This window comes from Streptomyces sp. A0958 (assembly GCF_004795035.1).
Lineage (GTDB): Bacteria > Actinomycetota > Actinomycetes > Streptomycetales > Streptomycetaceae > Streptomyces.
In genome coordinates, this window is record NZ_SSBK01000011.1 from 25,687 (window position 1) to 42,791 (window position 17,105).

Genomic DNA, 17,105 nt, shown 5'->3' on the forward strand with positions numbered 1-17,105 from the left:
CGCACCGGCGCGCTCCCCTCGCTTGCCTCACGGCACGAGGGGTTTTTTGTTGCACCGAACCTCGCAAAACGTCGTAAAACACTCGCAGAAACCTCAGCTTCGAGAAGAGAATGCCGATGACCGAGCAGGCCACCGGGGCCCACCATCCCCAGCCGCGGGCCCGTAACGGCGGATCGTCCTCCGCCACCGTTGAGCACCTCACGGGCGCGCAGTCCCTCATCCGTTCTCTCGAGGAAGTCGGGGCCGACACGGTATTCGGCCTCCCCGGCGGCTGCATCCTCCCGGCGTACGACCCGCTGATGGACTCCACCCGGGTCCGCCACATCCTGGTCCGCCACGAGCAGGGTGCGGGCCACGCGGCCACCGGCTACGCGCAGGCCACCGGCCGGGTCGGGGTCTGCATGGTCACCTCGGGTCCCGGTGCCACCAACCTCGTGACGCCGATCGCCGACGCGGCCATGGACTCCGTGCCCATGGTCGCGATCACCGGCCAGGTGGCCTCCGGTGCCATCGGTACGGACGCCTTCCAGGAAGCCGACATCTGCGGCATCACCATGCCGATCACGAAGCACAACTTCCTGGTCACCCGCGCCGAGGACATCGCGCACACGATCGCCGAGGCATTCCACATCGCCTCCACCGGACGCCCCGGCCCCGTTCTCGTCGACATCGCCAAGGACGCGCTGCAGTCGAAGACCGCCTTCAGCTGGCCGCCGGTCATGGACCTGCCCGGCTACCGCCCGGTGACCAAGCCGCACGCCAAGCAGATCCGCGAGGCCGCCAAGCTCATCACCCAGGCCAAGCGCCCGGTGCTGTACGTCGGCGGCGGCGTCATGAAGGCCGGGGCCACCGCCGAACTCAAGGTGCTGGCCGAGCTGACCGGGGCGCCCGTCACCACCACCCTGATGGCGCTCGGCTCCTTCCCCGACAGCCACCCGCTGCACGTGGGAATGCCCGGTATGCACGGTGCGGTCACCGCCGTCACCGCGCTGCAGAAGGCCGACCTGATCGTCGCGCTCGGCGCCCGGTTCGACGACCGGGTCACCGGCAAGCTGGACAGCTTCGCCCCGTACGCCAAGATCGTCCACGCGGACATCGACCCGGCGGAGATCGGCAAGAACCGCGCGGCCGACGTCCCGATCGTCGGTGACGCCCGCGAGGTCATCGCCGACCTCGTCCAGGCCGTCCAGGCCGAGCACACCGAGGGCAACACCGGCGACTACACCGCCTGGTGGAAGGACCTCAACCGCTGGCGCGAGACCTACCCGCTCGGCTACGACCTCCCCGAGGACGGCAGCCTCTCCCCGCAGCAGGTCATCCAGCGCATCGGTGAACTCGCCCCGCCGGACACCATCTTCGCCGCGGGCGTCGGCCAGCACCAGATGTGGGCCTCGCACTTCATCCAGTACGAGCAGCCCTCCACCTGGCTGAACTCCGGCGGCGCCGGGACGATGGGCTACGCGGTCCCCGCCGCGATGGGCGCCAAGGCCGGCATGCCCGACCGCACGGTCTGGGCGATCGACGGCGACGGCTGCTTCCAGATGACAAATCAGGAGCTCACCACCTGCGCCCTGAACAACATCCCGGTCAAGATCGCCATCATCAACAACGGCGCGCTCGGGATGGTCCGCCAGTGGCAGACCCTCTTCTACAACCAGCGGTACTCCAACACCGTGCTGCACTCCGGCGCCGACACGGACGGCAACGCGGCGAAGGGCACCCGGGTGCCGGACTTCGTCAAGCTCTCCGAGGCCATGGGCTGCTACGCGCTCCGCTGCGAGGACCCGGCCGACCTGGACAAGGTCATCGCCGAGGCCAACGCGGTCAACGACCGCCCGGTCGTCGTCGACTTCATCGTCCACGAGGACGCCATGGTGTGGCCGATGGTCGCCGCCGGCACCTCCAACGACGAGGTCATGGCCGCCCGCGGCGTCCGCCCCGACTTCGGCGACAACGAAGACGACTGAGAGACAGAGAGAGACCGACTTCCATGTCCACCAAGCACACGCTCTCCGTCCTGGTCGAGAACAAGCCCGGTGTCCTGGCCAGGATCACCGCCCTGTTCTCCCGCCGCGGCTTCAACATCGACTCGCTCGCGGTCGGTACCACCGAACACCCCGACATCTCCCGCATCACCATCGTCGTGAATGTCGAGGACCTGCCCCTGGAGCAGGTGACCAAGCAGCTCAACAAGCTGGTCAACGTCCTGAAGATCGTCGAACTCGAGCCCTCCGCTGCGATCCAGCGCGAACTCGTCCTGGTGAAGGTCCGCGCCGACAACGAGACCCGCTCCCAAATCGTCGAGATCGTCCAGCTGTTCCGCGCCAAGACCGTCGACGTCTCGCCCGAGGCCGTCACGATCGAGGCGACCGGCGGTGCCGACAAGCTGGAGGCGATGCTCAAGATGCTGGAGCAGTACGGCATCAAGGAACTCGTCCAGTCCGGCACCATCGCCATAGGACGTGGCGCGCGCTCGATCACCGACCGGTCCCTGCGCGCCCTGGACCGCACGGCGTAAGCACGGCGCAACCATCAAGGGCCCGCCGCGCCGCTCGTATGGCGAGACCCGAAAACGTATCTGACGCACCCCGCCGTACGGTGGGACGCAACACCTGCACACCAAGGAGAAGACCCAGTGGCCGAGCTGTTCTACGACGACGATGCCGACCTGTCCATCATCCAGGGCCGCAAGGTCGCGGTCATCGGCTACGGCAGCCAGGGCCACGCCCACGCGCTGTCGCTGCGTGACTCGGGTGTCGACGTCCGTGTCGGTCTGCACGAGGGCTCCAAGTCCAAGGCCAAGGCCGAGGAGCAGGGCCTGCGCGTGGTGACCCCGTCCGAGGCCGCCGCCGAGGCCGACGTCATCATGATCCTCGTCCCGGACCCGATCCAGGCCCAGGTCTACGAGGAGTCCATCAAGGACAACCTCAAGGACGGCGACGCGCTGTTCTTCGGCCACGGCCTGAACATCCGCTTCGACTTCATCAAGCCGCCGGCCAACGTCGACGTCTGCATGGTCGCCCCCAAGGGCCCGGGCCACCTGGTCCGCCGTCAGTACGAGGAGGGCCGCGGCGTCCCGTGCATCGTGGCCGTCGAGCAGGACGCCTCGGGCAACGGCCTGGCGCTCGCCCTGTCGTACGCCAAGGGCATCGGCGGCACCCGCGCCGGCGTCATCAAGACGACCTTCACCGAGGAGACCGAGACCGACCTCTTCGGCGAGCAGGCCGTCCTCTGCGGTGGCACCGCCGCCCTGGTCAAGGCCGGTTTCGAGACCCTGACCGAGGCCGGTTACCAGCCGGAGATCGCCTACTTCGAGTGCCTGCACGAGCTGAAGCTCATCGTCGACCTCATGTACGAGGGCGGCCTGGAGAAGATGCGCTGGTCCATCTCGGAGACCGCCGAGTGGGGCGACTACGTCACCGGCCCCCGCATCATCACGGACGCCACCAAGGCCGAGATGAAGAAGGTCCTCGCCGAGATCCAGGACGGCACCTTCGCCAAGAACTGGATGGCCGAGTACCACAACGGTCTGCCCAAGTACAACGAGTACAAGAAGGCCGACGGTGACCACCTGCTGGAGACCACCGGCCGCGAGCTGCGCAAGCTCATGAGCTGGGTCAACGACGAGGACGCGTAACACCGGTGCCCCGGGGGCGGGTCCCGGCCCGCCCCCGGGGTCACTTCACCGCTGGAAGAGGCGGCGTCGTACGTGTGTACAAGTCGGCCGGTCTCATGCGGGTGATCCTTTCGAAGGGGCGCGGCAAGCCTCCTCGCGCATGACTACACTTCTCCACATACACGCGTCAGGCCCACAGTGTCGTGCGTCTTCCACGCGGCAAGCCCCTCCACGCCTGCGGCCGTCGGGACGGCCGTCCGCACTGGATCTGTGAGGACTCACGTGAGCTCGAAACCTGTCGTACTCATCGCTGAAGAGCTGTCGCCCGCCACGGTGGACGCCCTGGGCCCGGACTTCGAGATCCGGCACTGCAACGGCGCGGACCGCGCCGAACTCATCCCCGCGATCGCCGATGTCGACGCCATCCTGGTGCGTTCCGCCACCAAGGTCGACGCCGAGGCCATCGCCGCCGCGAAGAAGCTGAAGGTCGTCGCCCGCGCGGGCGTCGGTCTGGACAACGTCGACGTCTCCTCGGCCACCAAGGCCGGCGTGATGGTCGTCAACGCGCCGACCTCCAACATCGTCACCGCCGCCGAGCTGGCCTGCGGTCTGCTCGTGGCCACCGCGCGCCACATCCCGCAGGCCAACACCGCTCTGAAGAACGGCGAGTGGAAGCGCTCGAAGTACACCGGCGTCGAGCTGAGCGAGAAGACCCTCGGTGTCGTCGGCCTCGGCCGCATCGGCGTCCTGGTCGCCCAGCGCATGTCGGCCTTCGGCATGAAGATCGTCGCCTACGACCCCTACGTGCAGCCCGCGCGCGCCGCGCAGATGGGCGTCAAGCTCCTCTCGCTGGACGAACTGCTCGAGGTCTCCGACTTCATCACCGTGCACCTGCCCAAGACCCCGGAGACGCTCGGTCTGATCGGCGACGAGGCCCTGCACAAGGTGAAGCCCACCGTGCGCATCGTCAACGCCGCGCGCGGCGGCATCGTGGACGAGGAGGCGCTGGCCTCCGCGCTCAAGGAGGGCCGCGTCGCCGGCGCCGGCCTCGACGTGTACGCGAAGGAGCCCTGCACGGACTCCCCGCTGTTCCAGTTCGACCAGGTCGTCTGCACCCCGCACCTCGGCGCCTCCACCGACGAGGCCCAGGAGAAGGCGGGCATCGCGGTCGCCAAGTCGGTGCGCCTCGCGCTCGCCGGTGAGCTGGTGCCGGACGCGGTCAACGTCCAGGGCGGCGTCATCGCCGAGGACGTGCGCCCCGGGCTGCCGCTCGCCGAGAAGCTCGGCCGGATCTTCACGGCGCTCGCCGGTGAGGTCGCGGCCCGCCTCGACGTCGAGGTCTACGGCGAGATCACCCAGCACGACGTCAAGGTGCTCGAACTCTCCGCGCTCAAGGGCGTCTTCGAGGACGTCGTGGACGAGACCGTGTCGTACGTCAACGCCCCGCTGTTCGCGCAGGAGCGCGGGGTCGAGGTCCGCCTCACCACCAGCTCCGAGTCGCCCGAGCACCGCAACGTGGTCACCGTCCGCGGCACGCTGGCCGACGGCCAGGAGGTCGCGGTCTCCGGCACGCTGGCCGGCCCCAAGCACCTCCAGAAGATCGTCGCCATCGGTGAGCACGACGTGGACCTGGCGCTCGCCGACCACATGCTCGTGCTGCGTTACGAGGACCGCCCCGGCGTCGTCGGCGCGGTCGGCAAGATCCTCGGCGAGGCCGGGCTGAACATCGCGGGCATGCAGGTCTCCCGCGCCGACGTGGGCGGCGAGGCGCTGGTCGTCCTCACCGTCGACGACGACGTCCCGCCGTCGGTGCTGGCCGAGATCTCCGCGGAGATCGGCGCGGCCTCGGCCCGCTCGGTGAACCTCACCGACTGAGACACCCCGCCTCCGGCCCCCGTGTCCGGCAGGTGACCGTACCCGGCATTTAGACGCGCGTCTTACACAAACGTCTGCATGCCGGGTACGCTGCTGCCATGGGACATCGTGAGGATCTGCTCGAAGGCGCGAAGCGCTGCCTGCTGGAGAAGGGGTACTCGCGCACGACGGCGCGTGACATCGTGGCCGCGTCGGGGACGAACCTCGCCTCCATCGGCTACCACTACGGCTCCAAGGAGGCCCTGCTGAACCTCGCCTTCATCAAGGTGACGGAGGAGTGGGGCGAGATACTGACCAAGGGCGGCGAGGAGGCCGAGGCCGAGGCGGCGCCGGACGTGCCGGAAGCGCCGCTGGACCAGTTCCGCGAGACCTGGGAACGGGTGATCGGGAGCTACGAGCAGACCCGGGCCGTCTGGCAGCTCCAGATGGAGGTCATCTCCCGGATCGACTCCGACCCCGGACTGCAGAAGGCCCTCGCCGTTCCGCAGCGCGCGGGCCGCGACGGACTCGCCGAGAACATGCTCGGCATCGACCCCGACGCCGAGCCCGAGAAGGCGCGGGTGGCCGGCCTCTTCTGTCAGGCACTGCTCGCCGGTGTCATGGTCCAGTGGCTGATGGACACCGATTCGGCGCCCTCCGCGCAGGACCTGACGGACGGGCTGAAGGTGGTCCTGGAGGGGCGGAGGCCCGCGCACGAGCGCTCGTGCTGACTACCTGGGCGGACGCCCGCGCACGAGGGCTCACGCTGACTACCGGGGCGGGGGCGCCGGCGGCTCAGAGCCGGGCCGCCTTCAACGCCATGTGCAGCAGCAGCCGGTCCTCGCCGTCGTTCAGGTCGAGGCCGGTGAGCTGCTGGACCCGGGAGAGGCGGTAGTACAGCGTCTGGCGGTGGATGCCCAGCTCGGCGGCGGTCCGCGAGGCCTGGCCCGCGCAGTCCAGGAACATTTCGGCGGTGCGCGCGAGGTCCCGGTGCGGCGGGGCGAGCAGCGGGCGCACCGCATGGTCCGGCGGCGCGTCCGGGGCGAGCGCGGTCAGCGTCCGGTACGGGCCGATGGCCGACCACTCGGCGACCGGGCCGAACCGGCTCTCGGCCGCCGCCGCGCGGGCCGCCGCCGACGCCTCGTGCCAGGCGTCGGCCAGCTCCGCGAGGCCCCGGCGCGGGACCGCGATCCCGGCGGTGGCGGCCGTCCCCGGCGCGGCGCGCAGCCGGTCGGCGGCGGTGAGCGCCGGGTCCAGCACGTCGGGGGAGCGCAGCCGGATCAGGGCGGCCAGCGCGGGCGGCCCGGACCGGCCCGGGGTCGGGGCGCCGGTCAGTGCCGCCGCCGAGGGGACCGTGCGCACCGCGGGCGCCCCGTCCGGCCACGGGGTCACGCACACCACGGTGTGCAGCCCCTCCGCGTCCGGGCCCAGCGCCTCGCCCAGCGCGGCCACCGCCATGTCCCGCTGCCAGCCGCGCCCGGCGGCGAGGACCGCGCCGAACTCCCGGGACAGGTCGGTGCCGGCCCGCTCCTCGTCGAAGAGCAGCGCGCCGATCCGCGCCGCCACCTCCATCGCCGCGTCGAGCTGCCGGTCGGTGGGCCCGGGGTCGGTGTCCAGCAGCCATACGTAACCGAGCACGACGCCCCGATGGCGTACCGGCAGGCAGATGCGGCCCCGGTTGACGCCGGCCTCGGGGGCGGCCGGGATGCGGACGGGGCCGGTGGCGCGGGTGATGCCGAAGTTCTCGAACCAGGCGCGGACCGCCGGGGTGGAGCGGCGGGTCAGGATCGACCGGGTGCGGACCGGGTCCATGGCCGTGGTGTCGTCGCTGTCGTGGGCTCCGAAGGCGACCAGGCCGAAGTCCCGGTTCTCCAGCGTCGCCGGGACGCCGAGCAGCGCCGAGATCTCGTCCACCAGCTCCTGGTAATCGCCCTTCACCCGCCCATTCTCGCACCCCTTCAGACATATGTCTGAGATCCAGTCCACGGATGCGTGACAGCTGTCGATGGCCGAGGATCGGAGCAATCCTTAGATTTCACGGTGGTTCTCCGTGCTGTACCGCTTATGTTCCTTACCGGGCATATATGGCGGTGCGGCTTCGTTCGTACTTTCCGTGGAGGTGCCCCGTGCTGGGTCCCGTGATTCTCGCCGCGTCCCGCAGCGACAAGATGCGCCGGTTCGTCTCGGCGGCGCCCGGCACCAAGCAGGTCGTGGACCGCTTCATCGCAGGTGAGACGGTCGACCAGGTCGTCACCGTCATCCAGGACGCCGCGGACAAGGGCCTGGAGCTCACCCTCGACGTGGTCGGCGAGGACATCACCACGTCCGAGCAGGCCGCCGCCGCGCGCGACGCCTATCTGGAGCTCATCGGTCGGCTGAAGGACCTCGGCCTGGGCACCCGGGCGGAGATGTCCGTCAAGCTGTCGATGTTCGGCCTGTCGCTGGAGAACGGCCACGAGCTGGCCCTCGCCAACGTGCGCCCGGTGGTCGAGGCCGCCGCGGCGATCGGCACCACGGTCACCCTGGACGCCGAGGACCACACCACCCTGGACTCGATGTTCGCCATCCACGAGGAGCTGCGGAAGGACCACCCGGAGACCGGGTGCGTCATCCAGGCGTACCTGTTCCGCACCGAGGAGGACGCCCGCCGCCTCGCCGCCGCCGGCAGCCGGGTGCGCATCGTGAAGGGCGCCTACAAGGAGCCCGCCTCCGTCGCGTACCAGGACAAGGCCGAGATCGACAAGGCGTACGTCCGCGTCCTGAGGACCCTGATGGAGGGCGAGGGCTACCCGATGATCGGGTCCCACGACCCCCGCCTCATCGCGATCGCCCAGGAGCTGGGCCGCAAGGCCGGCCGCAAGCTGGACGAGTACGAGTTCCAGATGCTGTACGGCATCCGCAGCGACGAGCAGATCCGGCTCGCGGCCGAGGGCCACCGCATGCGTGTCTACACCGCGTACGGCACCGACTGGTACGGCTACTTCATGCGCCGCCTGGCGGAGAAGCCGGCCAACCTGCTGTTCTTCGGCCGCTCCATCCTCACCAAGGGCTGAGCCCCTTCCATCCCGCTACCTGAAGGAGCAAAGGAACCCATGGACGCTGTGACCCAGGTCCCCGCGCCGGTCAACGAGCCGGTCCACTCCTACGCCCCGGGCTCCCCGGAGCGCGCCCGCCTGGAGGCGAAGCTCAAGGAGCTCAGCCAGAACCCGGTCGATCTGCCGATGACCATCGGCGGCGAGAAGCGGATGGGTGGCGGCGAGCGCGTCGACGTCGTGCAGCCCCACAACCACAAGGCCGTCATCGGCACCTTCGCCGGCGCCACCGAGCAGGACGCCCAGGACGCGATCGACGCCGCCCTGGCCGCCGCCCCGGCCTGGCGTGCGATGTCCTTCGACGACCGCGCCGCCATCATCCTGCGCGCCGCCGAGCTGCTGTCCGGCCCCTGGCGCGAGACGCTGGCCGCGTCCACGATGCTCGGCCAGGGCAAGACCGCCCAGCAGGCCGAGATCGACTGCCCCTGCGAGCTGGTCGACTTCTGGCGCTTCAACGTGCACTACGCGCGCCAGATCCTGGCCGAGCAGCCCCCGGCCAACTCCCCGGGCGTGTGGAACCGCATGGACCACCGCCCGCTGGAGGGCTTCGTCTACGCGATCACGCCGTTCAACTTCTCGGCCATCGCGGCCAACCTGCCGACCGCGCCCGCCCTCATGGGCAACGTCGTGGTGTGGAAGCCGTCCCCGACGCAGACGCACGCCGCCGTGCTGCTGATGCGGCTCCTGGAGGAGGCGGGTCTGCCCAAGGGCGTCATCAACCTGGTGACGGGCGACGGCATCGCCGTCTCCGAGGTGGCCCTCAACCACCGCGACCTGGCCGGCATCCACTTCACCGGCTCGACCCCCACCTTCCAGCACCTGTGGAAGACGGTCGGCAACAACATCGCCAACTACCGCACCTACCCGCGGCTCGTCGGCGAGACCGGTGGCAAGGACTTCGTCGTCGCCCACCCGTCGGCCGACCACGCGATCCTGAAGACCGCGCTGACCCGCGGCTCCTTCGAGTACCAGGGCCAGAAGTGCTCGGCGACCTCGCGCGCCTACATCCCGGCCTCCATCTGGAACTCCGGCTTCAAGGAGGCGTTCGCGGCCGAGGTCGACTCCATCACCATGGGCGACGTCACCGACCTGTCGCACTTCATGGGCGCCGTCATCGACGACCGCTCGTTCGCGAAGAACAAGGCCGCCATCGACCGCGCCGCCGCCGACCCGGCGTGCACGATCATCGCGGGCGGCACGTACGACGACTCGGTGGGCTACTTCGTCCGTCCGACCGTCATCGAGTGCACCGACCCCGAGAACGAGGTCTTCACGACCGAGTACTTCGGCCCGATCCTCGCCGTCCACGTCTACGAGGACGAGAAGTACGACGCGATGCTGGAGCAGATGGAGTCGGTCTCCGACTACGCCCTGACCGGTTCCGTCATCGCGAACGACCGCGCCGCCGCCGCGTACACGATGGACAAGCTGCGGTACGCCGCGGGCAACTTCTACATCAACGACAAGTCGACCGGTGCCGTCGTCGGCCAGCAGCCCTTCGGCGGCGGCCGCGCCTCCGGTACGAACGACAAGGCGGGCGCCCCGCAGAACCTCCAGCGCTGGACCCTCACCCGGGCCATCAAGGAGACGCTGGTCCCGCCGACCGACTACACCTACCCCCACCAGGGCTGACGCCCCCGGGGCGCCGCACCCCGGCGCCCCGCCCCGATTCCCGCCCCCCGACCGGTTCCCCTGCCGGACGGGGGGCGGTTTCCATGGAATGGTGGACGCCGACCCCGGAGCAGGTCACCACCCCTGAGCCGGCACTTTCCCCCGCCGTGCGGGCTCTCATCCGGGAGCTGAGAGTGAGCGGCGGGTGAGCGGCCGTAAACCTCCGTCTCAGATAGTAGGAAGTCCGAGTAATTGTGGAGACAGACCGGCCCAGCTGTTCTAGCTTTGTAGAAGCCGAACGTCTCGCTAGATCAAGCGACTGGCGGTCGTGAGCGCGCGCCCTGGAGCAGGCAATCCCTGCGGCGCCTGCTCCCCGCCCCTTCCGGCGCCTCGAAATCACTGATCTCGACATCACGTTCACGCTGTTCGATCTCGAAATCCGCGCGATCTCAAGGAGTCGATCCATCATGGCCGAGACCACTGTCCGCCGCCGCGTCCGTCACGCCCACCGCCCGGCCGAGTCGGAGCGGAAGGCTGCTGCCGCCGCCCTGCAGCGCGCCCTGGACCGCAGGGACAACGGCGGCTCCACCGGTCACTGAACCGGCCCCCGCCGGCCCCGCTCAGCCGCCCGCGCTCAGGCGCGGCTGATCTCGAAGTGGTCGATGCGTTCGCCGGACTCGGCGAGCGCGGTGACCTTCATCCGGGCGTGCCGCCCGGTCTCCACCTCCACCGCGAGGAACGAGAACCCCGTGTAGCGCACCCGCGACCACTCCACGGTCTCGGTGGCCTTTCCGCCGCCCTTGGCCACGTGGTACGTCTTCACGCTCTCCACGTCCGCGACGTGGCCCTCGTAGCTGTCGGGCACCGGGAAGTCGTAGAGCGCCTTGCCCGCGCCGCCCGCCGTGACGTAGACGATGCCGTCCCGCTTCGGGTTCGTGCGCTCGCCGATGGGCACCTCGCGCTTGACCGCGTTCTTCAGGATCGCGTCGGTGCGCTCGTAGACGTGGTTGTGCCCGTTGATGACCAGGTCCACCCGGTGCTTCTCGAAGAGCGGCACCCAGGCGTCCCGCACCCCGCCGTCCGAGGCGTGCGCGTTCGTCGTGGAGAAGGCGCAGTGGTGGAAGAAGACCACCAGGAAGTCGATGTCACGGCGGGCCCGCAGCTCACCCAGGCGCCGGTCCAGCCAGCGGGTCTGCCTGCCGCCGCTGATGCCGAAGTTGGCGGGGATCTCGTGGCTGACGTCGTTGGCGTCCAGCGCGATCACGCCGACGTTGCCGTGCACGAAGGAGTAGGCGCCGGGCTGGCCGACCGGGTCCGGGCCGTTGTCCGGCAGGGTCCAGCGGGCGTTCTGTCCGCCGTAGCCGTCCGGCGAGTACCAGGCCTCCATGTCGTGGTTGCCGGTCGTCACCATCCACGGCACCGTCTTGGAGACGGTCTCCGTCTGCGCCAGGAACTGGTCCCAGGTGCGCGCGTCGTAGGTGTCGGTGGTCTGGCCCGAGCCGGACGGGTCGGCGTAGCAGATGTCGCCCGCGTGCAGGTGGAAGGCCGGGTTCTGGCCCAGGATCAGCTGGTCGTTGCCGAGCGCGTGGTAGCTGACGCCCTGGTCGCCGAAGGCGGTGAAGGTGAAGTTTTGGGCGTGCGAGGGGGCGGTGGTGAAGGTGCCGAGCGTGCCCAGATTGCGGGTGTCGGCCGGGTCGAAGCCGTCGTGGCCGACGCCGTAGTAGTACGTCGTGCCGGGCTTCAGCCGCTCCAGGGAGGCGTGTACGTAGAACTGCTCGGCCGCCGCGATCTTGCCGTCGTTCAGCAGCGGCGTCGTCAGGTGGCGCACCTCGGCGTCGATCTTCCGGCTCAGCGCCCACGGCTTCAGGCCGATGCGGATGTACGGGCGGCGCACCGCGAAGGGGACCTGCCAGGAGACCGCCATCCGCGTCCGCGGGTCGGCGCCGTACGCCAGGTGCCGGCCGAACGGGGCGACCAGCGAGCCGTCGACCCGGGTGGTGCTGTGCGAGGTGAGCACGGTGGGCGCCGCGTACGCGGGGGAGGAGGCGAGCGAGGTGCCGATCCCGACTCCGGCCACGGCGGCGGTCGCCACGCTCGTACGCAGCACCCCGCGGCGGGTCAGCCGGGTGCGCAGGTAGTCGTGCTGCTCGGCCATGCTCATGCGGTCGGCGAGCTTCTCGGGGATACCGAATCGGGGGATGTCCATGGGCGCCAACCTCCACCGGCCGGCTGACGTGGTCCCGTCCGGTAGGTGAACGGTACACGTACAGCTCCCCACGTGTCCGTATGGTGGACGTGACGTGTCATGGGATGGGACGGGCAGTAAGGTGCCGGACATGTCTCGCAGCATCAATCTCGCAGTGATCCCCGGTGACGGTATCGGCCAGGAGGTCGTGGCCCAGGGCCTCAAGGTCCTCAACGCTGTTCTCCCGCAGGATGTGAAGCTGGAGACCAAGGAGTACGACCTTGGCGCCCGGCGCTGGCACCGTACCGGCGAAACCCTCCCCGACGCGGAGCTCGAAGCCCTCAAGGGCCACGACGCCATCCTGCTCGGCGCGATCGGTGACCCGTCCGTGCCCTCCGGCGTCCTGGAGCGCGGGCTGCTGCTGAAGCTGCGCTTCGCCTTCGACCACTTCATCAACCTGCGGCCGTCGAAGCTCTTCCCGAACACGGACACCCCGCTCGCCGGCCGTCCGGACATCGACTTCGTCGTCGTCCGCGAGGGCACCGAGGGCCCGTACACCGGCAACGGCGGCTCGCTGCGCACCGGCACGGAGCACGAGGTCGCCACCGAGGTCAGCCTGAACACGGCCTTCGGTGTCGAGCGCGTCGTCCGCGACGCCTTCGAGCGCGCCGCCGCCCGCCCGCGCAAGAAGCTGACGCTGGTCCACAAGAACAACGTCCTCGTGTACGCGGGCCACCTGTGGAAGAACACCTTCGACAAGGTGGCGGCCGAATACCCGCAGGTCACCACCGACTACCTGCACGTCGACGCCGCGACGATCTTCTTCGTCACCCAGCCGGAGCGCTTCGACGTCATCGTCACCGACAACCTCTTCGGCGACATCCTCACCGACCTCGCCGCGGCCGTCTCCGGCGGCATCGGCCTGGCCGCCTCCGGCAACATCAACCCGACGGGCGCCTTCCCGTCGATGTTCGAGCCGGTCCACGGCTCCGCCCCCGACATCGCGGGGCAGGGCAAGGCCGACCCGACCGCCACGATCCTCTCCGTCGCCCTCCTGCTGCGCCACCTCGGCTACGAGGCCGAGGCCGTGCGCATCGAGGACGCAGTCTCCGCCGACCTCGCGGAGCGCGACGGTACCGCTCGTACCACCGACGAGATCGGCGACGCGCTCGCGGTACGCGTAGCGGGCTGATCCGACGACTCCCACAGAAGCCGCCGGGTCGCACACGCACCCGGCGGCTTCTCCTGTGCGGCCCCGGGTGTGACCATCGAACCCTGGACCGCGTCCGCGTCATTTCCTGCAACGGCCCCGTCGGGCGATAATCGAACGGGACCGTGGCCCGCGGTGAAGCTCGGACGTCCTAGCACCTGTCTGACAGCAGGGAGGCGCGAACGCGGTCCTACACACACAAAACGGTGAAGGACACGCACTCATGACGACGCCCACGATCGAGCTCAAGCCCTCCTCGAACCCGCTGTCCGACGCGGAGCGCGAGGCGTACATGGCCAATCCCGGATTCGGCCGCTACTTCACCGACCACATGGTGACGATCAAGTGGACCGAGGGCCGCGGCTGGCACGACGCCCAGCTCACCCCGTACGCGCCGCTGTCGATCGACCCGGCCAACATGACGCTGCACTACGGCCAGGAGATCTTCGAGGGTCTGAAGGCCTACCGCCAGCCCGACGGCTCGGTCGCCACCTTCCGCCCCGAGGCCAACGCCGAGCGCTTCCGGTCCTCCGCGCGCCGGGTCGCCATGCCCGAGCTGCCCGTCGAGACCTTCGTCGCGGCCTGTGACGCGCTCGTCCGGCAGGACGAGGCCTGGGTTCCGCCCCACGGCGGCGAGGAGTCCCTCTACCTGCGCCCGTTCATGATCGCGACCGAGGTCGGCCTCGGCGTGCGCCCGGCCAACGAGTACCTCTTCATCGTCATCGCCTCGCCCGCCGGCGCCTACTTCCCCGGCGGCGTCAAGCCGGTCTCCATCTGGCTCTCCGAGGACCGGGTGCGCGCCGTCCCCGGCGGCATGGGCGACGCCAAGACCGGCGGCAACTACGCCGCGTCCCTCCTCGCCCAGGCCGAGGCCGCCACCAAGGGCTGCGACCAGGTCGCCTACCTCGACGCCGTCGAGCACAAGTGGGTCGAGGAACTGGGCGGGATGAACCTCTACTTCGTCTACGGCGACAAGATCGTCACCCCGGCCCTGACCGGCTCCCTGCTCGCGGGCATCACCCGTGACTCGCTCCTCAAGGTCGCCGCCGACCTCGGCTACGAGCCCGAGGAGAGCCGCGTCTCCATCGACCAGTGGCGCGACGACACGGCCGCCGGCACCCTCACCGAGGTCTTCGCCTGCGGCACCGCCGCAGTCATCACCCCCGTCGGCACCGTGAAGAGCGCGGGCGCCGAGTGGACCCAGGGCGACGGCACGCCCGGCCCGGTCACCCTGACGCTGCGCGAGCGCCTGCTCGACATCCAGCGCGGCACCGTCGAGGACACCCACGGCTGGATGCACCCGCTCGCGTAGGGCGGCTCGCACACGGGAAGGCCGGGCCGGGTGCCCGGCCTTCCCGTGTACCGCTGCGCCCGCATCCTGAGACGGGGCGGGTCAGCGAGGCGGTCCTGTGCCAGACTGCCTCCGTGTCCTCGTTCGTCATGATTATTGGCAACAGGCGCGCCGGTCCGCAGTGACCGTCCCGTACCACCACGTACGGCACGGCCACCGTGCCCCAGACCCGCGCGCAGACCTCTCGCACCCGCGAGGGGTTTTTTGTTTTCCGGCCCTCACCTCGGCCGGGACACGAGGCGCGCGGGATGATGGGGGCAAGTGGAGCCAGATCGTCCGGATTCCACTCATCCGACAGGAGTCAGACCAGCAATGACCACCAAGGCCAAGCCCACCGACGACAGCTTCCATGTCTTCGACACCACGCTGCGCGACGGTTCACAGCGTGAAGGCATCAACCTGACGGTCGCCGACAAGCTGACCATCGCCCGCCACCTGGACGAGTTCGGCGTCGGCTTCATCGAGGGCGGCTGGCCGGGCGCCAACCCCCGCGACACCGAGTTCTTCGCCCGCGCGCGCCAGGAGATCGAGTTCAAGAACGCCGAACTGGTCGCCTTCGGCGCCACCCGCAGGGCGGGCGGCTCGGCGGCGGCGGACCCCCAGGTCAAGGCGTTGCTGGAGTCGGGTGCCCCGGTGATCACGCTGGTCGCCAAGTCCCACGACCGCCATGTGGAGCTCGCCCTGCGCACCACCCTGGAGGAGAACCTGGAGATGGTCCGCGACACCGTCTCCCACCTCCGCGAGCAGGGCCGCCGGGTCTTCGTCGACTGCGAGCACTTCTTCGACGGCTACCGCGCCAACCCCGAGTACGCCAAGGCCGTCGTCAAGGCCGCCGCCGAGGCCGGCGCCGACGTCGTCATCCTCTGCGACACCAACGGCGGGATGCTCCCGGCCCAGATCCAGGCCGTCGTCTCCACCGTCCTCGCCGACACCGGAGCCCGGCTCGGCATCCACGCCCAGGACGACACCGGCTGCGCCGTCGCCAACACCCTGGCCGCCGTCGACGCGGGCGCCACCCACGTCCAGTGCACCGCCAACGGCTACGGCGAGCGGGTCGGCAACGCCAACCTCTTCCCCGTCGTCGCCGCGCTGGAACTCAAGTACGGCAAGACCGTGCTCCCCGAGGGCGCGCTCGCCGACATGACCCGCGTCTCGCACGCCATCGCCGAGGTCGTCAACCTCACCCCCTCCACCCACCAGCCCTACGTCGGCGTCTCCGCCTTCGCGCACAAGGCCGGGCTGCACGCCTCCGCGATCAAGGTCGACCCGGACCTCTACCAACACATCGACCCCGCCCTGGTCGGCAACACCATGCGGATGCTGGTCTCCGACATGGCCGGCCGCGCCTCCATCGAACTCAAGAGCGACGAGCTCGGCATCGACCTCGGCGGCGACCGCGAGCTGGTCGGCCGGGTCGTGGAGCGGGTCAAGGAGCGCGAACTGCGGGGCTACACCTACGAGGCGGCCGACGCCTCCTTCGAACTCCTGCTGCGCGCCGAGGCCGAGGGCCGGGTGCGGCGCTACTTCCGTACCGAGTCCTGGCGCGCGATCGTCGAGGACCGCCCCGACGGCACGCACGCCAACGAGGCGACGGTGAAGCTCTGGGCCAAGGGCGAGCGCATCGTCGCCACCGCCGAGGGCAACGGCCCGGTCAACGCCCTGGACCGGGCGCTGCGCGTCGCCCTGGAGCGGATCTACCCGCAGCTCGCCAAGCTGGAGCTGGTGGACTACAAGGTCCGCATCCTGGAGGGCCGCACCGGCACCGACTCCACCACCCGCGTCCTCATCACCACCGGTGACGGCACCGCAGAGTGGTCGACCGTCGGGGTCGCGGAGAACATCATCGCGGCGTCCTGGCAGGCCCTGGAGGACGCGTACACCTTCGGCCTGCTGCGCGCCGGCGTCGAGCCCACGGACTGACAACGACACGACGCACCGCCCCCGTTCGCCCGCCGGTTCACGGCGGAGCGAGCGGGGGCGCGCGTGTTTCGAGACCCCGTACGGGGTGAGAGTGAACTGCCTCCACAGGCTCACGTCAAGAGCCTTGTACGTTCAGGAGTTGAACGAAAAGCCCTCCCTGTCTCCGTTATCAGATGGGTACGGACCAATGTCGGCGTGAAGTATTGACGGTCGTGTTCCGGCGGGGTTAACTCACGCCACCAACGCCGGTACCGGTTCCGGAACCG

General features: G+C 69.9%; 13 protein-coding genes. 11 read left to right on the forward strand and 2 right to left on the reverse strand.

Features of this window, described 5'->3' with window-relative positions; all coding sequences use genetic code 11:
• Positions 1-110: 110 nt before the first annotated feature.
• The 5 genes from E6P78_RS13895 to E6P78_RS13915 all read left to right on the forward strand — a co-directional run bounded on the left by E6P78_RS13895 (position 111) and on the right by E6P78_RS13915 (position 6,201).
• Positions 111-1,967, forward strand: a complete 1,857-nt coding sequence (locus E6P78_RS13895) for an acetolactate synthase large subunit (protein WP_136203889.1) — start codon at positions 111-113, stop codon at positions 1,965-1,967.
• A gap of 23 nt (positions 1,968-1,990) precedes the next feature.
• Positions 1,991-2,518: an acetolactate synthase small subunit gene (gene ilvN / locus E6P78_RS13900; RefSeq protein ID WP_018553223.1), complete on the forward strand. Its 528-nt coding sequence runs from the start codon at positions 1,991-1,993 to the stop codon at positions 2,516-2,518.
• Positions 2,519-2,635: 117 nt separating this feature from the next.
• On the forward strand, positions 2,636-3,637 hold the full coding sequence (gene ilvC / locus E6P78_RS13905) for a ketol-acid reductoisomerase (protein WP_136203890.1): 1,002 nt from the start codon (positions 2,636-2,638) through the stop codon (positions 3,635-3,637).
• Between the two features lie 261 nt (positions 3,638-3,898).
• Positions 3,899-5,491, forward strand: a complete 1,593-nt coding sequence (gene serA / locus E6P78_RS13910) for a phosphoglycerate dehydrogenase (RefSeq protein ID WP_136203891.1) — start codon at positions 3,899-3,901, stop codon at positions 5,489-5,491.
• A 98-nt stretch (positions 5,492-5,589) separates the two neighbouring features.
• Positions 5,590-6,201 (forward strand): TetR/AcrR family transcriptional regulator, encoded by a 612-nt coding sequence (locus tag E6P78_RS13915; RefSeq protein WP_136203892.1) that lies wholly within the window; start codon positions 5,590-5,592, stop codon positions 6,199-6,201.
• A 64-nt stretch (positions 6,202-6,265) separates the two neighbouring features.
• On the opposite strand, the gene E6P78_RS13920 is transcribed toward E6P78_RS13915, so the two are convergent.
• A complete protein-coding gene (locus tag E6P78_RS13920; RefSeq protein ID WP_136203893.1) occupies positions 6,266-7,408 on the reverse strand; it encodes a helix-turn-helix domain-containing protein in 1,143 nt (380 codons plus the stop codon).
• A 188-nt stretch (positions 7,409-7,596) separates the two neighbouring features.
• On the opposite strand from E6P78_RS13920, the gene E6P78_RS13925 reads away from it, so the two are divergent.
• From E6P78_RS13925 to E6P78_RS33865, 3 genes are all read left to right on the forward strand, one after another.
• A complete protein-coding gene (locus E6P78_RS13925; protein WP_136203894.1) occupies positions 7,597-8,523 on the forward strand; it encodes a proline dehydrogenase family protein in 927 nt (308 codons plus the stop codon).
• Between the two features lie 39 nt (positions 8,524-8,562).
• Positions 8,563-10,194, forward strand: a complete 1,632-nt coding sequence (gene pruA, locus E6P78_RS13930; RefSeq protein WP_136203895.1) for an L-glutamate gamma-semialdehyde dehydrogenase — start codon at positions 8,563-8,565, stop codon at positions 10,192-10,194.
• 446 nt (positions 10,195-10,640) lie between these two features.
• The gene (locus E6P78_RS33865; protein ID WP_136203896.1) at positions 10,641-10,772 is read left to right on the forward strand and encodes a hypothetical protein; all 132 of its coding nucleotides are present in this window, start codon (positions 10,641-10,643) and stop codon (positions 10,770-10,772) included.
• 35 nt (positions 10,773-10,807) lie between these two features.
• On the opposite strand, the gene E6P78_RS13940 is transcribed toward E6P78_RS33865, so the two are convergent.
• Entirely contained in the window at positions 10,808-12,379 is a 1,572-nt protein-coding gene (locus E6P78_RS13940) for a metallophosphoesterase family protein (protein ID WP_136203897.1), read from the reverse strand.
• A 130-nt stretch (positions 12,380-12,509) separates the two neighbouring features.
• Here E6P78_RS13940 and E6P78_RS13945 point away from each other — a divergent pair, with 130 nt between their 5' ends.
• The 3 genes from E6P78_RS13945 to cimA all read left to right on the forward strand — a co-directional run bounded on the left by E6P78_RS13945 (position 12,510) and on the right by cimA (position 16,839).
• Positions 12,510-13,550, forward strand: a complete 1,041-nt coding sequence (locus E6P78_RS13945) for a 3-isopropylmalate dehydrogenase (protein ID WP_093705923.1) — start codon at positions 12,510-12,512, stop codon at positions 13,548-13,550.
• Positions 13,551-13,791: 241 nt separating this feature from the next.
• Positions 13,792-14,880 (forward strand): branched-chain amino acid aminotransferase, encoded by a 1,089-nt coding sequence (locus tag E6P78_RS13950; RefSeq protein ID WP_136203898.1) that lies wholly within the window; start codon positions 13,792-13,794, stop codon positions 14,878-14,880.
• Positions 14,881-15,231: 351 nt separating this feature from the next.
• A complete protein-coding gene (gene cimA, locus E6P78_RS13960; protein WP_136203900.1) occupies positions 15,232-16,839 on the forward strand; it encodes a citramalate synthase in 1,608 nt (535 codons plus the stop codon).
• Positions 16,840-17,105 lie beyond the last annotated feature (266 nt).

What these genes read in the sequence shown, in the direction of transcription:
- E6P78_RS33865 (WP_136203896.1), top strand. Translation starts at nt 10,641, where the DNA reads ATGGCCGAGACCACTGTCCGCCGCCGCGTCCGTCACGCCCACCGCCCG.
- E6P78_RS13940 (WP_136203897.1), bottom strand. Translation starts at nt 12,379, where the DNA reads ATGGACATCCCCCGATTCGGTATCCCCGAGAAGCTCGCCGACCGCATG.
- E6P78_RS13950 (WP_136203898.1), top strand. Translation starts at nt 13,792, where the DNA reads ATGACGACGCCCACGATCGAGCTCAAGCCCTCCTCGAACCCGCTGTCC.
- pruA (WP_136203895.1), top strand. Translation starts at nt 8,563, where the DNA reads ATGGACGCTGTGACCCAGGTCCCCGCGCCGGTCAACGAGCCGGTCCAC.
- E6P78_RS13915 (WP_136203892.1), top strand. Translation starts at nt 5,590, where the DNA reads ATGGGACATCGTGAGGATCTGCTCGAAGGCGCGAAGCGCTGCCTGCTG.
- cimA (WP_136203900.1), top strand. Translation starts at nt 15,232, where the DNA reads ATGACCACCAAGGCCAAGCCCACCGACGACAGCTTCCATGTCTTCGAC.
- E6P78_RS13895 (WP_136203889.1), top strand. Translation starts at nt 111, where the DNA reads ATGCCGATGACCGAGCAGGCCACCGGGGCCCACCATCCCCAGCCGCGG.
- ilvN (WP_018553223.1), top strand. Translation starts at nt 1,991, where the DNA reads ATGTCCACCAAGCACACGCTCTCCGTCCTGGTCGAGAACAAGCCCGGT.
- E6P78_RS13945 (WP_093705923.1), top strand. Translation starts at nt 12,510, where the DNA reads ATGTCTCGCAGCATCAATCTCGCAGTGATCCCCGGTGACGGTATCGGC.